The organism is Granulicella arctica, assembly GCF_025685605.1.
Taxonomy (GTDB): Bacteria; Acidobacteriota; Terriglobia; order Terriglobales; family Acidobacteriaceae; genus Edaphobacter; species Edaphobacter arcticus.
In genome coordinates this window covers 2399543-2418172 of sequence record NZ_JAGTUT010000001.1, presented here as the reverse complement: position 1 = coordinate 2418172, position 18630 = coordinate 2399543, and the positions used below count along the sequence as shown (strand labels likewise).

The window sequence follows — 18630 nt, the reverse complement described above, 5'->3', positions numbered from 1 at the left end:
TCATCGGCCGTTCAACATCGTTGCAAGGTCAACGGCAGCAGCATAGTTCCCATCGAGCTCCAGCACCTCGCCAAGCATTTGAAGCCCTTCGCTCGTCGCCCCAAGGCCAAGGAGTGACTGGGCCTGCAGAAAGCGAGCCAGCACGGTTTGTCGCTGCTTCATGTCCTCTCGAAACAGAAGCATCGCAGGCAATGAAGTAGCAAAATAATCCAGCTTGGGAGTCTGTTGTTCCAGCGCACGACCATAGCTGCCAATCTGCTCAAACAAAAGAACTGCCTCATCCTCGCGTCCCAGCTTGCGCAACGCCATCGCGCTCCAATATGCCATGTCGGAGATCGTCTGTACCTGCATCTGCTGGAAGTCGCCACGCTGCCGCGCCGCACGCTCCCAGTGTGCAAAAGCTCGCGCAGTGTCTCCTTCATCGGCATACGCGACACCTAACCAGAAGTCCACATGGCTTCTGTTGACGAGCAGGTGAAGCGCCTCTCCAAGGTTCTTCGGAGGATGGAGTGAGGCCTGCAGGCGTGCCACCGCGGCGTGCGGTTCTCCCGAAGTCAACGCCTCGCGTGCGAGCAAAATGTTTGCCCGAACATACTGTCCGAGCACCAGTCCTTCCCCGCCCTCCCACGGTCCAAACTGCCGCGATTCCAGCACCTTCAATGCCGCCGCCGGCCTCCCCTTGCTATTCAGCAAGAGGATCAGCTCATACGAAAGATCATCGCGACATGGGACAAGCTCCCCCTCATCCTCGAGCATGCACAGCCGCTCGTCAGAAGACGCTCCCGTCCTCTTCAGCAACTGATCCTGTTCGTACAGAATGCGCGCATCATGCGGCGAGAGTTCCCGAGCCTTCGCAAACGCTGCAAGCGCACGCCTCTCATCCCCGCGAACATTGAAGTAAGCAAAACCAAGATTCCGCCACGCCGTTGGGAACTTTGGATCCAGTTCTACGGCACGCTCCCACGCTTCGATTGCCTCGTCATGGCGCCGGCGGTCGTAGAGCAGATTCCCAAGATAGTAGGGCGCGCGCGCGTCCGCCGACTGCTTGGCCATCGCGCCTTTCAGCAAAACTAACTCATCAAGCCGCACCGGAAATACATAGTCCGCACTTGCCGCCGCTGCCGCCCGATACCTACCAGCGCTCTCTTCATCCTTGCCACATCGCGACAGCACATCGGCTGCAGCATACTGCAGCATCGCGTCACTGCCATCGTTTACCGGAGGCATGTCTGCATTCAGCACCGCTAACGCCTCATCAAACAAGCCCGCACGTCGGAGGTCAAGGCCCAGGTCCAGTCGGCGCTGCCCATCCTCCGGCACCTCGCCGTCAGCCAGCCAACGACTCCCGATGTCGAGTGGATCAAGCCCGCGCGTCTCTTGCAGCAACTCCTCAGCCTCATCACTCCGCTTCAAAGCACGTAAGACGGTCACCTTCAAATTTCGTGCATTCAGGTTATCCGCTTCGGCCCTGAGCGAGCGATCGATATGATCGAGCGCGGCGTTCCAGTCCTTCAGGCCGCAATCCATCTCCGCAAGCCGCTGATAAGCAGGCCCACGCCAGGCTGCATTCCATGTGCTCTTGTAAAACGCATCATAGGCCTCCTCCGGGCGCTCGAGATAACGCAGCGTCAGCCCAAGGTTGTAGTGCGGTTCGCCATCGTAAGGATTTGGATTGCGCCGCGTAAGCCGTTCAATGGCGGTACGCAAGTACATTTCAGCCTTCGCAAACTCTCCTCGTCGAAGGTGCCACCGACCCAGCACATGGTTCGATCGACTATCCTCCGAATCGCGCCGAACCGCTTCTAGCCAATACAGCTCCGGAACGCGAGTCGGATGCCGATACTGCTCAAGATGCAACCCAATCAGGTAGAGTTCGTCATTGCTTCCAACGTCCTCAGGCAGTGGAGGTTCGGTCGCCAACTCAGGCAGTTCAGTTGGCTCAATGGCAGTTGGCGTGTAATGCAAGAGCACCGCATCAGCGGCCATCAGCAGAATTTCAACGCTCTCCAGGGCAACGTTAGAAGTCTCCGGCAAAGAAAAGTCAAGATGCTGTGGAACCCCACTCTGCATGTCAACAGTCGCTGAAGCAAACTGAGTATCACCTGCCAGCAATCGCAAGGTACACAAGTCGTAGTCAGCCGTAGTCTGCACATGAACTCGAACTCCCGCAGCGACTCTTTCCACCCGCACCGCGCCATATAGATTCGCAACGTCCGGTACACCAATCTCGAAGATGGGATACCAGAATTGGCTGAACGTCTTGGTCTCTCCCGGCGCAAGAAACGAAAAATCAGGCTGATTATCCGTATATACACCTGACATCAATTCAACGTACGGTCCATCGCCATCCGTCAAACTACGATCCCACGCGTAGCCAAACTCATGATTGCCCCAAGTCCATTGTTTCTTCCCAGGTGAGATATGATGACTGGCCACGGCCACCGTTCCCGCGTCAGCCTTGTGATCGTAGCCACCAAAAAAATCACCTTGCGAACCGACGATCATGTAACTCGTAGGAACCGGAATATTCGCATACCAGCCAAGATCGTTCGCCGCGTACGATCCGTCCGGCACAAACTCTGCAGGCATCTCGTCCGCAGCTACTCCTACACGCGCCCTCTCGCTGTAATCGATGCCGTAGTAGGTCTCCTTACTGAGCGGATACTCGGTCACCGCCCGCTTCGCGTGGTCTGCAGCAAAGTGCACATCATGAGGAAAGAACGACTGGTACTGCTCATGGACGCGTGTAGCCACATTCGCCCACCACAAAAACGTCTGTGTGTCTTCTGTACGGTTATAGAGACGCACCCGCACCTCCAGCGTTGCCGAGCCGGGTCGCAGTCGAATTCCGTGCATTCCCTTCATGCGCGTCATCGGATCATGGTCACTGCACCACACTGTCACCGCACCATCCGGCTCACGTTCAATTGCGATCTCTACCGGCATGTAGGTCGCCGGGCGATGATGCTGCGGCCAATTGAACTCCACACCGCCTGAAATCCATGGGCCGGCAAGTCCCACCAGCGCCGGCTTGATCACGTTCTGGCGATAGAAGAAGTCATAGCCCGTCCGCTTGTCCAACCCCACATGGATGCGACCTCCAATCTCCGGCATTACCATCAAACGCAAGGATTCATTCTCCAGGTGCACGGCCTCCCAACGCTTCAAGCGAGGCTCAGTCTCAATCGCATCGACGACCGGCAGCGGGTACACTCGGCCGCTGCTTCCCTGATAAACGCGCTGTTCGAGAAATAGCGGGTTTATATCTGCCGTAGCCGGGCTGTACGTAAGCATCGTCACAGGCTCACTCCATACCTTGACCGCGCCCGCCTCGGAGATCGGGGCGGGCGGCAATTTCAGCGTTGAACTTGGTTCAACCCGATGTTTTTTCACCCAACCCTCTTTTTCTGCCGCTTCAAGTCGACAGGACAGGCATCACCTTTGACGGAAGCCTGCCCTTCGAAATAGAACGTGTACGTTACCGTGTATAAACTGTAGAAAGGGTAAGTGATCTTGTCAAGAGCACAACGAGGAGAGCACGTTGACAACCTCAAGACGCAACTTCGTATTGGGTTCTGCTGCTATCGCCGCGTGCCCCCCACGATTCGGCAAAGCGGCTATAGCGGCTAAGAGTGTTCCGTCGGAATTCTGGTATTCCAAGCCCGCTACCCGCTGGATGGAAGCTCTTCCACTCGGTAATGGCCGGATCGGTGCCATGATCTACGGCGAACTCGATGCAGAGCGGATTGATCTTACCGAGTCGACTGTATGGTCCGGCGCTCCAAGCAACGCGAACGTTAGCCCTAGCGGGCTTGAGAACCTCGCTGCCATACGCGCTCTCGAGTTCGCGGGCCGCTACGGTGAGGCCGCCCGGCTATGTCAAGAACATCTCCTGGGACGCGCCGAGTCATTTGGGACCCACCTTCCGATGGCTACGCTCCAAGTCGCCCTCGAAGGGCAAGCAGCGGTTGAGAACTACCGTAGGTCTCTGAACCTTTCAGATGCGATTGCCGATGTCCAGTATGTGCAGGATCGTCGTATGTTTCGACGAGAGTTTTTCTCCTCCAATCCTGCAGATGTTCTAGTCGCTCATCTCACGTGTGACCGACCGAAGTCGATGAGCGGCGTCATATCGTTCGCGCCGCTCATCCTGCCCGGCGCCGTAAGTTCACCTGTTAGCAACACGCTTGTCCTCAAAGGACGTGCATTGGAACATTTGCATAGCAACGGGCAACAAGGCGTTTCCTTTGAAACTCGCGTCCGCCTTCTTGCCGATGGAGGCCAGATTGCCACGGACGGCAGCGTCCTTCATTTTAAGAACGCCGATTCGATTACGCTTCTGATCGCCATTGCGACGAACTACCGCCGGGCTGATGTTTCGACTCGCTGCGAGAAGACTTTAGACGATTGTCGCGGGATGACCTTTAAGCGCCTTCGGGCAGCTCATATCGCCGACCACCGGGCCCTCTTCAATCGAGTCACTATCGATCTAGGTACTAACCCAAGAGCGGAGATGAAGCCGACAGACCAAAGACGAAAAGCCGTTCAAGCCGGCGAAGTTGATCCGGGACTTTCGGCGCTTTTCTTTCAGTATGGGCGATATCTAACCATCGCCGGTTCTCGTCACACTTCTCCCCTGCCGCTTGCTTTGCAAGGTATCTGGAACGACGGACTGGCCTCGAGCATGGGATGGACCGACGACTTTCACCTCGATATCAACACACAGCAGAACTACTGGCTTGCCGAGGTGGGCAATCTCTCCGAGTGCCAGACGCCACTGTTCGACTTTGTCGACAATCTCCGCGTTGCCGGGCGAACCACCGCACGCGAGTTATACGGCATGCCAGGCTGGGTGTGCCATGTCGTCACCAATCCTTGGGGATTCACCGCCCCCGGGTGGGGACTTGGTTGGGGTCTCTTTGTCACGGCTGGCCTATGGATTTCACTGCAGCTATGGGAGCACTATCGCTTTAGTCTCGACAAGGACTTCTTGCGACAGCGCCTGTATCCCATCCTCAAGGAAGCTGCTGAATTCTTTCTGGCGTACATGGTTGTGCATCCCCGGCACGGATGGTTAGTGACTGGACCGTCCGTCTCTCCAGAAAACTCCTTCATTGCTCCTGACGGCGAACACTGCTCTGAATCGATGGGACCTACCTGCGATCGTGTGCTGGTTTTTTCGCTGCTGACGAACTACCTTGAGGCGTCAATAGTTCTTGATATTGACCACGAGTTTCAAGCAAAGGTGAAAACAGTGCGAGACAGTCTTCCGCCATTGCAGATTGGGAAACATGGTCAATTGCAGGAATGGCTGGAAGACTTCGACGAGGCGCAGCCCGGCCATCGTCATACCAGCCATCTCATCGCCCTCTATCCTGAACACCAGATATCGATTTCTGCTACGCCGGCCCTTGCTAAGGCAGCACGTGTCACGATCGAGAGGAGGATCACTCAGCCGGACTGGGAGGATTCGGAATGGAGTCGAGCGAATCTCATCAACTACTACGCCCGGCTATTGAATGGAAATGCAGCGCACCAACAGCTTCTCGGCTTGATCGCGCATGCCACAGAGGACTCGTTGCTGACCTATTCCCGAGGTGGTGTTGCCGGCGCAACGAGTAACATCTTCTCTCTTGATGGAAATACCGCGGGCGCAGCAGGAATTGCGGAGATGCTCCTTCAATCGCACGCTGGGGAGATTCATCTTCTCCCAGCCCTTCCTGCCACGTGGCCCAGCGGAAGCATTCGAGGATTGCGTGCACGAGGAGGGATAGAGGTGGCTATCGTATGGGCGAAAGGCAAGATGATCACTGCGTCCCTCACAAGCACACGGAACCAGAACTGCTTGGTTCGTTATGGAAGCGGCACTGCTTCCATAAAGCTTCCCCGAGGTTACAGCATGGATCTGTACCCCGATCAGTTCCGCACACACTAACGCCGTCAAAATAGTATGGGGTACTCAGTTGAGATCACAAACATATAGAGTGTCTTATCGTATCGCGTTGGCTTGCATCCTGCTAATACCTTTTATGCGGGCGCAGTCAGAGGCTACGAGTAGCGCTCCCGCCCTGAAGAGATTGAATGGACTTGGGAGGTTCGCCCGCACACGTAGATAAGACCCTCCCAAATGTGCTTTTGGTAGGTGACTCCATCACCAGAAACTACTATCCCGAAGTCCAGCGAGAGTTGATCGATAGTGCAAATGTCTACCTGTTTGCAACCTTTGCCTCGGTTGGCGATCTGCGTCTCATCCATCAGCATCATGCATCTCCTTCGCAATAGCAAACCACAGCTACTTTGAGAAGCGCTCGCGCTCGCCAGGCGGTCCAGGCTAGAAGCGACGCAGCAAGCATCAGCAGCAGGGAGCTCCGTTGCTTCGAAGGACCATTCCGTTCGTAGCAATCCGATGTGCGATCGATTTGAGATGACATGGCATCACAACACGAACTGGAGCCGCGACGAGAGTTCTTTTGTTTCAAGGGCTACGAGTACGAGAAAGGTCAGTACATCCTGATCGAGCCGTCGGAGCTCGCCAATCTACGCGTTCCCTCCAAGCACGTCATCGAGGTCACGCAGTTCGTAGGACTGAGCGACCTCATCCCCGAGTGGGTGGAGAAACCCTACTTCGGGACGCCGCAGGATGCCAGCCAGGCCGAGTCTTTTGCCGTCGTCCGCAAAGCGCTCCAAAAGACTGGGCGTGTGGCCATCGGCAAAATCGCCTCCTCCGGGCGCGAGCACGTGCTGGCGATTGCTGCAGCGGACGAGGGAGATCGCGGCGGGCTCATGGCCTACACCTTGCGGTATTCAAGCGAGCTGCGCAGCCAGAGCGACTACTTCCGCGACATCAAGGACGTGGAGATCGACGAAGATTCGCTCGAACTCGCTGAAGCTCTCATTGCTAAGCGATCAAGCAAGCTTGACATGAATAAGTTCCAAGATGGATACGAGGTCGCCGTCGAGGAACTGGTCGAGACCAAGATCCATCACCTGCCAGTTCCGACCGACGAAGTTCAGCAGCCAACACGTGGTAAGGTCATCAACCTGATGGATGCACTCAAGAAGAGCATCGGCGAGGACGAAGGCGCAAAGAAGAAGCCAGTCGCAAGCGTAAAGTCCGAGGCTAAGAAGGGCATGGATCTCGTCAAGACTCCCGCAAAAGCCGCACCCAGAAAGAAGTCCGCCTGAAACGATCAATCGTACAATTTACACATTCGGTCCAGCAACTCTCTACGGCATGGGAGAGTACGCGATGTGCGGTCGCTATCGACGTAAGTCGGACAAACAGAAGATTGCGGAAGCCTTTCACGTCAACGGTCCGGGCTTAGACTCGCTCATCCTTGAGCCCAACGATGACATTCGACCGACGACCTTTCAACCGATCATCCGAGCAGACGAAGAAGGCGCTTCATCGATGGAGCTCGCCCGGTGGGGCTTCATTCCCTTCTTTCACAAGGGCGACAAGTTTCCGCCGATCACGTTCAACGCGCGAGCCGAAGGCGTCGAGAAGGCTCCCATGTGGCGGCATTCTCTTGAGGCGAAACGATGCCTGGTACCGGCCGACTCGTTTTTCGAGTGGAAGCACATCGCGAAGAAGGGTAATCCCAAGTACGAGTTCTTAGTAGGAGGAAGTACGCCGTTCGCCTTTGCCGGTCTCTGGAGCGGCTGGACGAACCCCATCGATAAGACCGAGCTGCACAGCTTCACCATCATCACGACCGATCCGAATTCCTTACTGGAGCAATATCACAATCGAATGCCGGTGATTCTCAAATCCAGCGAGTACGCACGATGGCTCACTGAAGATCGAGTGCCGATCGACCTCCTAAGGCCATTCAACCCTGAAGCCATGACGGCAACCTGTGTTGATCCAGGGACCGCAGTCGCAGCTAATGAAGCCACTCTCTTCGACAGCCTCTGACAACTCTTAAGGACTGGCGACTCGGACAAACTAAAGTCTCGGCAATGTGCGCACGGGAAGCTAAGTGTGTCGACTGCTGGCGCGGACGATCTCGCGACGATCTTCGGCCCTCTGCTCTGCTACAAGACTTACAATTTTATGCATGTGCTCTCGCCGGTTTGTGCTCACCTTTGCCTTGATACTGGCTGCACCTATCGCAGCGCGAGGCCAGCATAGAGGGAAATCAGCCGCAGTCATCGCCCCGGCTGAACCCGAGCACCTCGACCTCGACATGTATTCCCGCATCCGCGACGAAGGCTTCAATCACTCTCATGTCATGGAGTATGCCGGCGCCCTGTTCGATGACATAGGCCCCCGCCTCACCGGTTCGCCCGCCATGGCACGCGCCAACGAGTGGACCCGGAGTCAACTCGCAGCCATGGGCTTGAGCGACGCCCACCTCGAAAGCTGGGGCGAGTTCGGTATGGCTTGGACCCAACAGAACGCCTCGCTCACGCTGGTGAAGCCCTCCGCATCCATTCTTCTAGCTCAGGCCACCCCTTGGTCGCCCGCCACTCCTGGCCCTGTCACTGCAGACGTAATTATGGTTTCCGGCTTGAACAGCGAAGCCGATTTCGCGCAGTGGAAAGGCAAGCTCAAGGGCAAAGTCATCCTCTATGGAGAAGCACCCGAGAATCCTTCTGTCGACCCAGACAACGTCCCGGCGATGGAGCTCTATAAACCCGGCAGTCCTCCTGTTCTTCCGTATTCCCTCCTAAAGCCGGATCGTCTCGCCAACTCCTCGTATGGACCAATTGAACCGATCTTCACCCACAAAACCTTCCTCGAAAAAGCCGCTCACTTCTTTGCTGCAGAAGGCGCTGTCGCTCTTCTAGAGCCAGGCGGGTCCGGCGGCACTCTCCACGACGATTCCAACTACTCCATGGGATGGTTTGTGTACCTACCCGACCACAAACAGCCCATCCCCGAAGAGGTCATCTCCGACGAAGCCTACGACCGCATGGGACGGCTCCTCGACCAGCATGTACCGACAAGTGTGACGATCGACGTAAACACGCGCTTCGGCGACGAACACACCAAAGGCTACAACACCATCGCGGAGATCTCTGGCATCGACCCTGGTTTTAGAGACCAGGTTGTCATGGTCGGCGGCCACCTCGATAGCTGGATCGCCGGCACCGGCGCCACTGACAACGGCGCTGGCGCCATCGTCGCCATGGAAGCCATGCGCATTCTCAGCACGCTGCACATACAGCCACGCCGCAGCATTCGCATCGCGCTCTGGAGCGGCGAGGAACAGGGAATCCTTGGCTCGCTGGGCTACGTCCAACGCCACTTCGCGACCCTGCATACCTCCGACAGCAAGGGAGATGCCAACCTACCGCAAGCCATGCGCCCCACGAGCGCTCCGCCCACCCTCAAGCCCGAGGCAGCCGGCCTTGATGCGTACTTCAACCTGGACTCTGGCTCCGGACGAATTACCGGCGTAGGTACACAAGGAAACCAGGGAGCCGCCACGATCTTTGCGGAGTGGATGAAACCTCTCGCCGACCTCGGCGTCACCTCCATCTCCATGCAGTCAGGCGCGGGCTCTGATGATGCGTCCTTCCAGATGGCGGGCCTTCCCGGCTTCGGCTTTGTGCAAGTGCAACGCGACTACCAGAGCCGCACCCATCACTCGAATCTCGATACGTACGAGCATCTCAGCGAGCCGGACCTTAAGCAGGCCGCAGTGGTCGAAGCCATCTTTCTCTACAACACCGCCATGCGCGACGACATGCTTCCCCGCCCAAGCCTCCCCGTCGGTATCGTCCCCGATAAGCCACTCGAAGGCCTCTATCCGGATGCGGCAAAGTAGCTCAAAATCGCTGCAGCCCAGAAGGGCTCTGCGCGGTCGTCTTCGGCGCAGGCCGACCCAGTAGACCTAAGATGTGGCCGGAGCAATCCTAACAAGTCGGCTTGAGTTTAACAATGCCGATCTCAACTGGCGAGAATAGGAAGTTGCACGTTTCCAGCCCCTAAGCTCGCTCACTTAGTGCATCGGCCATTATCACTCCTTAATAAGGGGAGCCTAATCGCACGATTCGGAGGCTACTAGACAGCTTTTTACTATTTATCAATCTCAAGGCACTTTATTTCAGACGACCTTTTGACCTCAAAATGCCGAAGACGAAAGCATTCCCAGTTGAGTGAGCTTTTCATAGAGCAACCGCCGGTGGATTCCCAACCTGCGCGCGGCATCCGACTTGTTACCGTGGGATGCCTTCAATGCTTGTTCAAGAAGATGGCGTTCCCACCTGGCGACCGCCTCGTGGAAAGGCAGTGCTTCGGCAGCCTGAGCGTCGAAAATGCCCGGCGCGGCACTCTTCTCTCTCGCTAGTTCTTCCTGTATGAGCTCGGCTGTGATTGCCCGGCCCCCGGCCTTGACGGCAGCTCGTTCGATCAAATGCTCTAGTTCCCGCACATTCCCGGGGAAAGAGTAGTTTTGCAAGGCCACAACCGTATCGGCAGCTAGGCCAGTCGCGGCGAGTTGATTTCGTTGAGCGTAGCGCGCAAGAAAATACTCTGCTAATGGAAGGATGTCGGATTGGCGTTCTCGCAGTGGCGGGAGCCGAACCGTAAAGGCGTTCAGGCGATAGAACAGATCAGCACGGAAGCTCTTCTGCTCGACATCATCCTCCAGCGGACGATTCGTTGCGGCAATGACCCTGACAGCTGCATGTATGGAAGCCGTTCCGCCGACCCGCTCGAAGGTGTGCTCCTGCAGCACGCGCAAGAGCTTGGGCTGAAGCGACAGCGGCAATTCTCCGATCTCATCCAGGAAGATCGTTCCGCCATCTGCGGCTTCAAACTTTCCGCGCTTCTGCGCGACTGCGCCGGTGAAGGCACCGCGTTCATGTCCGAAGAGTTCGGACTCCAGCAACTCGGGAGGCAAGGCTGCACAGTTGAGGATGATGAACGAACGACGGCTTCTAGCGCTGTTTTGGTGAATCGCGCGTGCAACGACTTCCTTTCCTGTGCCAGATTCTCCCAGCAGCAGGACTCCAACGTCGGTGGCGGCGACTCTGCCGATATTCTTGAAGACTTCAATCCATGCCGGCGAGTTGCCGATGAGCTGAGGCTTCGACCCTTCGTCAGATTCAATAAGGTCTTCGAGAGAGCTGTCTCTGAACCGTTGCTGTCTTAAGACTTCAACCTCGCGCTGCAATTCCATGTGACGGACTGCGCGTGCGACGGTGGCGAGGGCCAAGTCGATGTCGAGAGGCTTTGTAATGAAGTCATAGGCGCCAAGCTGCATCGCCTGCATCGCGTTCGGCCCGGTGCCATGGGCGGTGAGAATGATGACAGGCATCGTGGTCAGCAGCCCTTCGGACTGGAGACTCTTGAGAAACTGCTCTCCTCCTCCACCGGGCATCTTCCAATCGCAGAGCGTAAGGTCGGGGGTCGTCGTCTGAAGCAAGGCGATCCCTTCTTCAGCATTCGTTGCGATGCGTGTCTGATATCCGGCATCCGACAGCAGTTCCCGCAGCGTTTCACGAAAGTTGTGATCGTCGTCGACGATGAGCACTTCAGACATCTTGTCCTGCCTCTTCATCCGCCTGTCTTAGCGTATCGCGATCATCTTTATTCAGAGGAAGCCGGACTGAGGCTACGGCTCCTCCACCATCGCGGTTGGCAAGAAGTAACTCGCCTCCGTGAGCCTGCACAATCTCAAAGGAGATGGAAAGACCAAGTCCGGTTCCTGTGTCTTTAGTGGTGTAGAACGGGTCCATCGCATGACTTAGAACTGCTGGCGTGAACCCCCGCCCGTCGTCCGCAAAGTCGATCCGGGCAAATTCAGCATCAAGGGTTGTGCTGATCGTTACGGTTCCGCCCTCCTCGGCGGAATGCAATGCCGAATAAACGGCGTTCTCCATGAGGTTGTCGAATACCTGCAATAGCCGCCCTCGGTCTGCCGTGACGACAACTTGGTCTGTTGGCTTACAGATAATCTGGACACCTTTAGCCGCTTCTTTGTCCGCCCATGTCGAGGCAGTGACCGCGCATAGGTCATCGAGCGAGACAGTCTGGAGTTGGAGTTGGATCGGTCTGGCGAAATAAAGGAGACGGCTGATGATTGTATCTAGGCGGTCAATCTCTTCGAGGATCACCGCGCTGCTCCGCTTGGCTGCTTCCGCGTCAGTAGATCTCTGCCACATCTGCGTCCGCATTCTGATCGTTCCCAGTGGATTGCGAAGCTCATGCGCGATACCAGCGGCAAACTGCCCCAACGCGGAGAGCCGTTCGTTGTGACGCACCTGAGATTCCAACGTCCGCTCGTTCTCGATCTTCTCTTGCAGGGCGAAAGCCAGCGAGTCGATACCGTGGAGAACGCGGTCGAATTCTTCGAGCGGCGGACGGCCCTGCAACTGCTCACGAGCTGCCGGCAAGCCGCCCTCCATTGAACCCAATCGTTGAAGGACAATGTTCACTCCGCTGCGAATCTCAGTTGTAACGAATACCGCGAGCAGCGCGGTCATCAGCGCGGCGATGCCGAAGCCGACACTTCCAAATAAGAGTTCTCGGTTCTTGCCCCCCTCGATCCCGGGCAGACGCTCCATAAGCCAGGCAGCGCCAGTAACTTCATCGGTAGTCTCGGCGGGTTGACCCGTCTGTGACGGCTCATGGATCGGAGCCGCTACGAATAGGATGGCGTCGTGCGGCCCCTCAAAGCGAAAGGTCTTGATAGCGTTTGCCGCTACCGCTTCACGCGCGAGATTCTCAATGGTGGGCCGTTCTCTCTCCGGCATACCCTTCTCCGCACCTGGTCCCTCGTGTGTTGGGAAGGCATAGCCAATAAGAGCATCTGCTCTGGCGGCGTAAAACCCTCCTTCGACGCCGTCCTCGCGCTCCAAGGTTTCTGTCGAGATCTCCTTGAGAGGATCGGGCTTGGGAAAGGGGCGTCCTTTACGTTGAGGGGGACCGGGAGGCGGAGGTGCGCCCATGGGTGGTGGAGGCGGAGGAGGGGGCCCCGGTTCAATCAATAGCAGTGAATTATCTGCCGTCCGATGGTCGGCGTAGTTGCGTGCGAGACTGGCCGCCACGCTGACAAGATGATGCTCGGTCAGGGAGAGCGTTTCTGCATGGCGATTGCGGAGAAACGTAAACAAACTAATGGCGGCGGCTGCGAGGAAGAGAAACGTCAGAACGACGAGCAACAAGATGCGTGAACGAAGGCTTCTCCAAAATGTCTTCGGCATTCTGCTCCTCTCTTGTCCTGCTTTTTGGAACCTCTATCGAGCACCTGTTGTTATGGTATGCAACTTGGCCACCATCGGTATCGTGCCTGTTTTCGGTGGCTGTTACGAAGATCAGATGCTCAGAGCCTCTGCGATTGAGAACGATCTGTACGTAATCCGCACAGCAGGTGAGCGAATTGTGGTCATACACTGGGGGCTTCCGAAGTCTCGGCACCCCCAAATGTGCAGTTATTGCAGGACTTCGGCGGTTAGGAGAATTGGCACGCCGCTTGCCCTATGACAGGTAGAGGTATTGCCGATGAACATTCCATCTTCCCTTAAAATCACCGCAATCGGGCTTGCACTAAGCTCTGTGGCATTTGCACAGAGTCCAGCTTCCACGCCACCAGCGCCTCCCGCTGTTCCGCCAAATGCCGCGACAGCGCTTACTTTGCAGCAACTCCCCACCGTCACTCAATCCTCTCGCGTCCGTGCATTCAATGCCGGTCCGGGCGGAGAGGTACGCAGCTTGTACCTCCAGAATGGCAGCGTCGTTGATCTGGAGCCCGGACTCGGTGGGCAACTTGGCCCCGCCGTTCGCAAGGGCCAAAAGATAACAGTGACCGGCACGAAGTCAGAGATCAAGGGACAGTCTTTAGTCGAAGCGGCAACCGTCCGGCTTAACGATCAAACCTTTGCAGCAAATGCGTCCGCTCCGGGGCCTCTGGCTGAAGGGGCGACACCACCGCCACCGGGCGCGCCACAGGCACCTCCCGCACCCGCGCAACGACGCAGAAACAGAGGCGCCGCACCCGCGCCGTGTGGAGCGACTCTTGATGCGCCCCCTCCACCGACAGGCCCAGACGGACTTCCACCGCCGCCGCCCGGGTTCGAAGCTGGGCCTCCTTCTCCGCCTCCGAGCGGAGCAGCACCACCCCCGCCGCCGGACGGAATGGCCCCTCCACCGCCACCTCAAAACTGAGACTGCCTCCGATTCCCGCTGTATCCCAATCCTGACCGGATGCGCGCGACCTTTATGGCCACGCATCCGAACGGAGCTATGACAGACCAGCTTGTGGCAATCAGGCCGCCTGTTCAATGGGCCGAATTGCAACGGCATCGAACCCTTTATCAAGAGAAAGAAGGAACTACTTTATGCCACCTCCGAAGAAGTCAGCCGAGAAGGCTGCAAAGAAGGCCGCCAAGAAGGCCGCTAAGAAGGCCGCCAGCCATCACCACGAAAAGCATCACCAAGCGAAAGATCTGCGCCGTGCCTATGAACACATGGGGCGCATAGCAGTGCTCCGCCACAGCTCAAAGTCGTCTGCGACGGATGCAGTTCCCGAACTTACCGCGTTAGCTCAGCGAGCGATCAAAGACGGACACACCAAAGACGCTGCCGATCTTCTCCGAGCATCGGAGCATCTCAGCTTCGCGGTCTTGGCTGGCGAGGTCTCTGGCATCGTACGCGTCTCTGCCGAACTCAAAGAGTCGATCACTGAGCAGTTCGACGAACTGACACGAAGGGCGAATGAGCACTGGGGAGAAGAAGAGGAGCACTCCAGCATTTTGACCGGGATCTATCAAAGCGCACGCAATAGCGCCACCAAGACGTTCAAAACTCGCGCTTATCATCAGGCCCTTGAATTTGCACGAGCTGCGGAAGCTCTCGCTCATGTGAAGCAACATGGTTCCCTCAAGCTTGAGAGTGGCCACAAGAACCTGCAACTCAAAAGTGCTTAATTTCTGGAAAGTTGTCACCGATGGTCAACGCTACGGAAATCGATCCCAGCAAGAAACGAAGCATCCACGCCTTTGAGGCGACGAACTTCTTTCTCGCCGACGTGCAGACCGGCCTCGGGCCGTTTCTCGCTGCCTACCTTGCGGGAGCCGGTTGGGAGCCGGGACGAGTCGGCATGGCGTTGACCATCGGCGGTATCATCACTGTTGTTCTACAGGCTCCGGCTGGCGCGATTGTCGATCAACTCAGATCGAAGAGACTGATTCTCATATTGGCCTCAGCCGTTCTCGCCGTAGGAGCTATCCTGCTGAGCATCACCGCTGCGCCTTGGGCGGTGTATACCTCTCAAGTGCTCATCGGAGGTGCTGGGCCATTTCTGGGACCGACACTTGCTGCCGTCACCATGGGAATTGTCGGCGTGTCCTTCTTCGATCGTCAGTTTGGGAAAAATCAATCCTTCAACTCGGCTGGTAACGTGGCGTGCGCGCTTCTGGTTGCTGGCATGAGTCTCTTCTTCGGAAACCGAGCTATCTTCATCACGGCTGCTGTGCTGACTATTCCAACGGTGCTCGCCATCTGGGCGATCAGGAGCAAGGACATTGACTATGACCTCGCCCGTGGAGGAGCTATTCAGGTAGAAGGGAAGGAAGTCGCTGCGAGAGTCTCCGTGATGAATACGCTGCTTAGAGACCGGGCTTTGCTGGTCTTTCTTGCCTGTGCTTTCCTCTTCCACTTTGCAAATGCGGCGATGTTGCCGCAATTAGGCGAAATGCTTTCGCATACTTCGCGGGCTTCTGCAGCTCCGTTTATGTCAGCCTGCATCATCGTGACTCAGGCAGTCATCATGTGCTTCGCCCCAGCCATTGGACGATTCGCTAACCTGCATGGCCGGAAGCCATTGCTGTTGGTCGGCTTCGGAGTGCTTCCGATCCGCGCACTTCTCTATACCCTCACTCACAAAACGGAGAGCCTAATCGCAATCCAACTGCTCGACGGCGTCGCAAACGCAGTCTTTGGTGTTGTCTCTATCCTCGTAGTGGCGGACAGAACTCGTGCCACGGGACGCTTCAATCTCGTTCAAGGCAGTCTCGCAACAGCAGTCGGGCTCGGCGCAGCTCTCAGCACGACGTTTGGCGGGAAGCTGATCCAGCACTTCAGCTACCGAGTCTCTTTCTTGTCTTTGGGAGCCATCGCCGTCCTGGCGTTTGCATTGCTGTGGACGGCGATTCCCGAGACTCTGACGGACGAGAACGAACCAGACAAGAACGCATCCCCCCCACTCGATACCCAGGAGATTCCAGCATGAGCACTCTCGCATCGAAACGTCCATTCCAACCAAACTCGCCCGACGCTGCCGGTGTAGTTAGCTGGATTCACCTTGGCGATCTTCACATGACCAAGGCCGGCGAGCAGAACCACCTCGACCTGGCGGAGATCGTGAATGAGGTCAATCGAGACTTCGCTGATTCTGTGAGCTTCGTCTTCTTGCCCGGAGACGTAGCCGACGACGGTAGCCGCACCGCCTACGCAGTCGTCCGTGGCGAACTGGACCGTCTCGCAGTACCCTGGTGCGCCATCATCGGCGATCATGATGTTCATCAAAAGAGCTTCGCAAACTTCAAGGAAGCGATGTCGGAAGAAACTCACTATGCCTTCACGGTGGGAGACACACGATTTCTGGCAATGAACGCCTTCGACGTGCCTGAGCCTCCCTCGTTCACTGTGTCGAAGGAACAACTGAATTGGGTGGAAGATGAGTTGGTACTGGCGACGAAGAAGGAGCAGGCTAAGGTCCTCCTGTTGCACTGCTACCCGAGTGATCTTAAAATCGGTGGACGCGAGGTAAGCCGTCTCGTCCGCGACTATGATGTTCGCTTGGTCGATATGGGCCACACCCACTACAACGAGATAGCCAACGATGGCCGGACACTCTACTCTGCCACGCGCTCTACGGGACAAATTGAAGAGGGGCCAGTCGGCTTTTCAGTCACCAATCTTGACGGCAACATCGTAAGCTGGCGATTCGTAGAGTTGGGCAAACTGCCCATCACCATCATCACCTCGCCGAGTGACGAACGGCTTCTGACAGAGTCCAGTGAGGTCCCGCAACAAATCATGAAAGTTCGAGCGAAGTTCTGGAGCGAAGCGGAGGCACTGGAGGCGACCGCCGATCTGGGCGGCCAGACGCAGGCAATGACGCGCGTAGGCGACAGCCATGTTTGGGAGGCGGACTTGCCGACTCCGAGTGAAGGAACTCATCCTTTGAAGGTGTCGTTCAAGGATGCGCACGGAAAAGTGGCGAGCGACGAGATTCGGCTCGCCGTCGGTCAGCGCACGGAACGGAAGTCCCAGGAGTGCGATCAGGACAATGCACTTGAGGCGTGGCCTGAGCATGGTCTTCTCGGAACTCAACTCGGACCCAATAAGAACGGGCAGAAGTGGTGATGATTCCGACGGACATGGCACACGTACTTCTGCCTCTGATCGTCGCCGTCAGCATTGCCCTTATGCTGACGCGCCCGCGTGGAATCCCCGAGGTCTGGTGGATCTCTGGCGGAGCACTTCTTCTCATCGTACTGCGGCTCGTCCCGCTGAAGTTGGCGGGGCAAGCCGTTGCCAAAGGCAGTGATGTTTATTTGTTTCTGATTGGCATGATGCTGCTCAGCGAGTTGGCGCGGGAGCACGGTGTCTTCGATTGGTTGGCGTCTGTGGCGGTGCGCGGAGCCAAAGGGAGTTGCTCGCGTCTGTTCCTGCTGGTCTATGGGGTGGGAACGCTCGTGACCATCTTTATGTCGAATGACGCGACCGCGGTTGTGTTGACGCCCGCCATTTTGACAGCGGTACGCAAGGCAAAGGTCTCACCGCTTCCGTACCTGTTCGTCTGCGCCTTGATTGCGAACGCCGCGAGCTTCGTGCTCCCGATCTCAAATCCGGCGAATCTCGTGGTTTTCCATGCAAGGATGCCCCCGCTTGGTACGTGGCTGGCAGACTTCGGAGTTCCGTCCCTGCTGTCAATCATCGCAACCTTTTTCATCATGCGCTTTCTTTTCCGCGATGATCTCTCGAAGAGTATCGAGTGCAAAGTTGACAGTGTGGAACTCAGCGTAAACGGCAAGCTGGTCCTAGCCGGTCTTGCCCTGATGATTGCCGTGCTTCTGACGGCTTCTGCACTCAAGAAGGACTTGGGACTGCCTACGTGCCTTGCTGCTTTTGTGATTACCGCTGTCGTCTCCATCAAGGCAAAAAGTAATCCCACCAAGCTTGCTCGCGAGATTAGCTGGTCAACACTTCTGTTAGTCGCTGGCCTTTTTGTCATGGTCGATGCTGTCGAGAGTCAGGGGGCTTTGAACCTCACACAACAGTGGCTCGCTTGGGCATCGCACTCGGGTCAGAACCTGGGCGCGCTCGTCGTCGGCTTCGTCGTAGGGGCTGCGAACAACATCGTGAACAATCTCCCTCTAGGTCTTATCGCAGGCGGCACGATTCAAGCGGCTCATACGAAGGGGCTGATCGCCAATGCCGTTCTAATCGGCGTGGACCTTGGCCCCAATCTTTCGGTCACTGGGTCTCTCGCTACCATTCTGTGGCTGCTCGCGCTTCGCAAGGACTCGGGCGAAGAAGCAGGCGGAGAAAAGCTCGAGGTGAGCTTCTGGAAGTTTTTGAAAGTGGGTGCGGTCGCGATGCCTGTGGCACTCTTTGCCGCTCTCGGTGGAGCCATCCTAATGAACGTGCTGGTTGCAAAACACTAAACA

The 18630-nt window shown here is 56.9% G+C and carries 13 protein-coding genes; 10 read left to right on the top strand and 3 right to left on the bottom strand.

What is annotated here, in order from left to right:
* The gene (locus OHL20_RS10125; protein ID WP_263383068.1) at positions 1-3393 is read right to left on the bottom strand and encodes a DUF5107 domain-containing protein; all 3393 of its coding nucleotides are present in this window, start codon (positions 3391-3393) and stop codon (positions 1-3) included.
* Between the two features lie 148 nt (positions 3394-3541).
* On the opposite strand from OHL20_RS10125, the gene OHL20_RS10120 reads away from it, so the two are divergent.
* The 5 genes from OHL20_RS10120 to OHL20_RS10100 all read left to right on the top strand — a co-directional run bounded on the left by OHL20_RS10120 (position 3542) and on the right by OHL20_RS10100 (position 9776).
* Complete coding sequence (locus OHL20_RS10120) at positions 3542-5935, top strand: glycoside hydrolase family 95 protein (RefSeq protein WP_263383067.1); 2394 nt, start codon at positions 3542-3544, stop codon at positions 5933-5935.
* A 146-nt stretch (positions 5936-6081) separates the two neighbouring features.
* Complete coding sequence (locus OHL20_RS10115; protein WP_263383066.1) at positions 6082-6282, top strand: hypothetical protein; 201 nt, start codon at positions 6082-6084, stop codon at positions 6280-6282.
* Positions 6283-6429: 147 nt separating this feature from the next.
* Complete coding sequence (gene ku, locus OHL20_RS10110) at positions 6430-7185, top strand: non-homologous end joining protein Ku (RefSeq protein ID WP_263383065.1); 756 nt, start codon at positions 6430-6432, stop codon at positions 7183-7185.
* Between the two features lie 64 nt (positions 7186-7249).
* On the top strand, positions 7250-7918 hold the full coding sequence (locus tag OHL20_RS10105) for an SOS response-associated peptidase (protein WP_263383064.1): 669 nt from the start codon (positions 7250-7252) through the stop codon (positions 7916-7918).
* A gap of 142 nt (positions 7919-8060) precedes the next feature.
* On the top strand, positions 8061-9776 hold the full coding sequence (locus OHL20_RS10100; RefSeq protein ID WP_263383063.1) for a M20/M25/M40 family metallo-hydrolase: 1716 nt from the start codon (positions 8061-8063) through the stop codon (positions 9774-9776).
* A gap of 297 nt (positions 9777-10073) precedes the next feature.
* Here OHL20_RS10100 and OHL20_RS10095 read toward each other — a convergent pair whose 3' ends face one another.
* Both OHL20_RS10095 and OHL20_RS10090 read right to left on the bottom strand, forming a co-directional pair.
* The gene (locus tag OHL20_RS10095; protein WP_263383062.1) at positions 10074-11495 is read right to left on the bottom strand and encodes a sigma-54-dependent transcriptional regulator; all 1422 of its coding nucleotides are present in this window, start codon (positions 11493-11495) and stop codon (positions 10074-10076) included.
* Positions 11488-13158: a sensor histidine kinase gene (locus OHL20_RS10090; RefSeq protein ID WP_263383061.1), complete on the bottom strand. Its 1671-nt coding sequence runs from the start codon at positions 13156-13158 to the stop codon at positions 11488-11490. The genes OHL20_RS10095 and OHL20_RS10090 overlap by 8 nt, the downstream gene beginning before the upstream one ends.
* A gap of 298 nt (positions 13159-13456) precedes the next feature.
* Here OHL20_RS10090 and OHL20_RS10085 point away from each other — a divergent pair, with 298 nt between their 5' ends.
* The 5 genes from OHL20_RS10085 (at position 13457) to OHL20_RS10065 (ending at position 18627) form a co-directional block, all read left to right on the top strand.
* Positions 13457-14119, top strand: coding sequence for a hypothetical protein (locus tag OHL20_RS10085; protein ID WP_263383060.1), 663 nt, complete (start codon positions 13457-13459; stop codon positions 14117-14119).
* A gap of 173 nt (positions 14120-14292) precedes the next feature.
* Positions 14293-14880 (top strand): hypothetical protein, encoded by a 588-nt coding sequence (locus OHL20_RS10080; protein WP_263383059.1) that lies wholly within the window; start codon positions 14293-14295, stop codon positions 14878-14880.
* 20 nt (positions 14881-14900) lie between these two features.
* Positions 14901-16184: an MFS transporter gene (locus OHL20_RS10075; protein ID WP_263383058.1), complete on the top strand. Its 1284-nt coding sequence runs from the start codon at positions 14901-14903 to the stop codon at positions 16182-16184.
* Positions 16181-17323: a metallophosphoesterase family protein gene (locus tag OHL20_RS10070; protein ID WP_263383057.1), complete on the top strand. Its 1143-nt coding sequence runs from the start codon at positions 16181-16183 to the stop codon at positions 17321-17323. Before OHL20_RS10075 ends, OHL20_RS10070 begins: the two co-directional genes overlap by 4 nt.
* The gene (locus tag OHL20_RS10065) at positions 17323-18627 is read left to right on the top strand and encodes an arsenic transporter (RefSeq protein WP_263383056.1); all 1305 of its coding nucleotides are present in this window, start codon (positions 17323-17325) and stop codon (positions 18625-18627) included. Before OHL20_RS10070 ends, OHL20_RS10065 begins: the two co-directional genes overlap by 1 nt.
* Positions 18628-18630 lie beyond the last annotated feature (3 nt).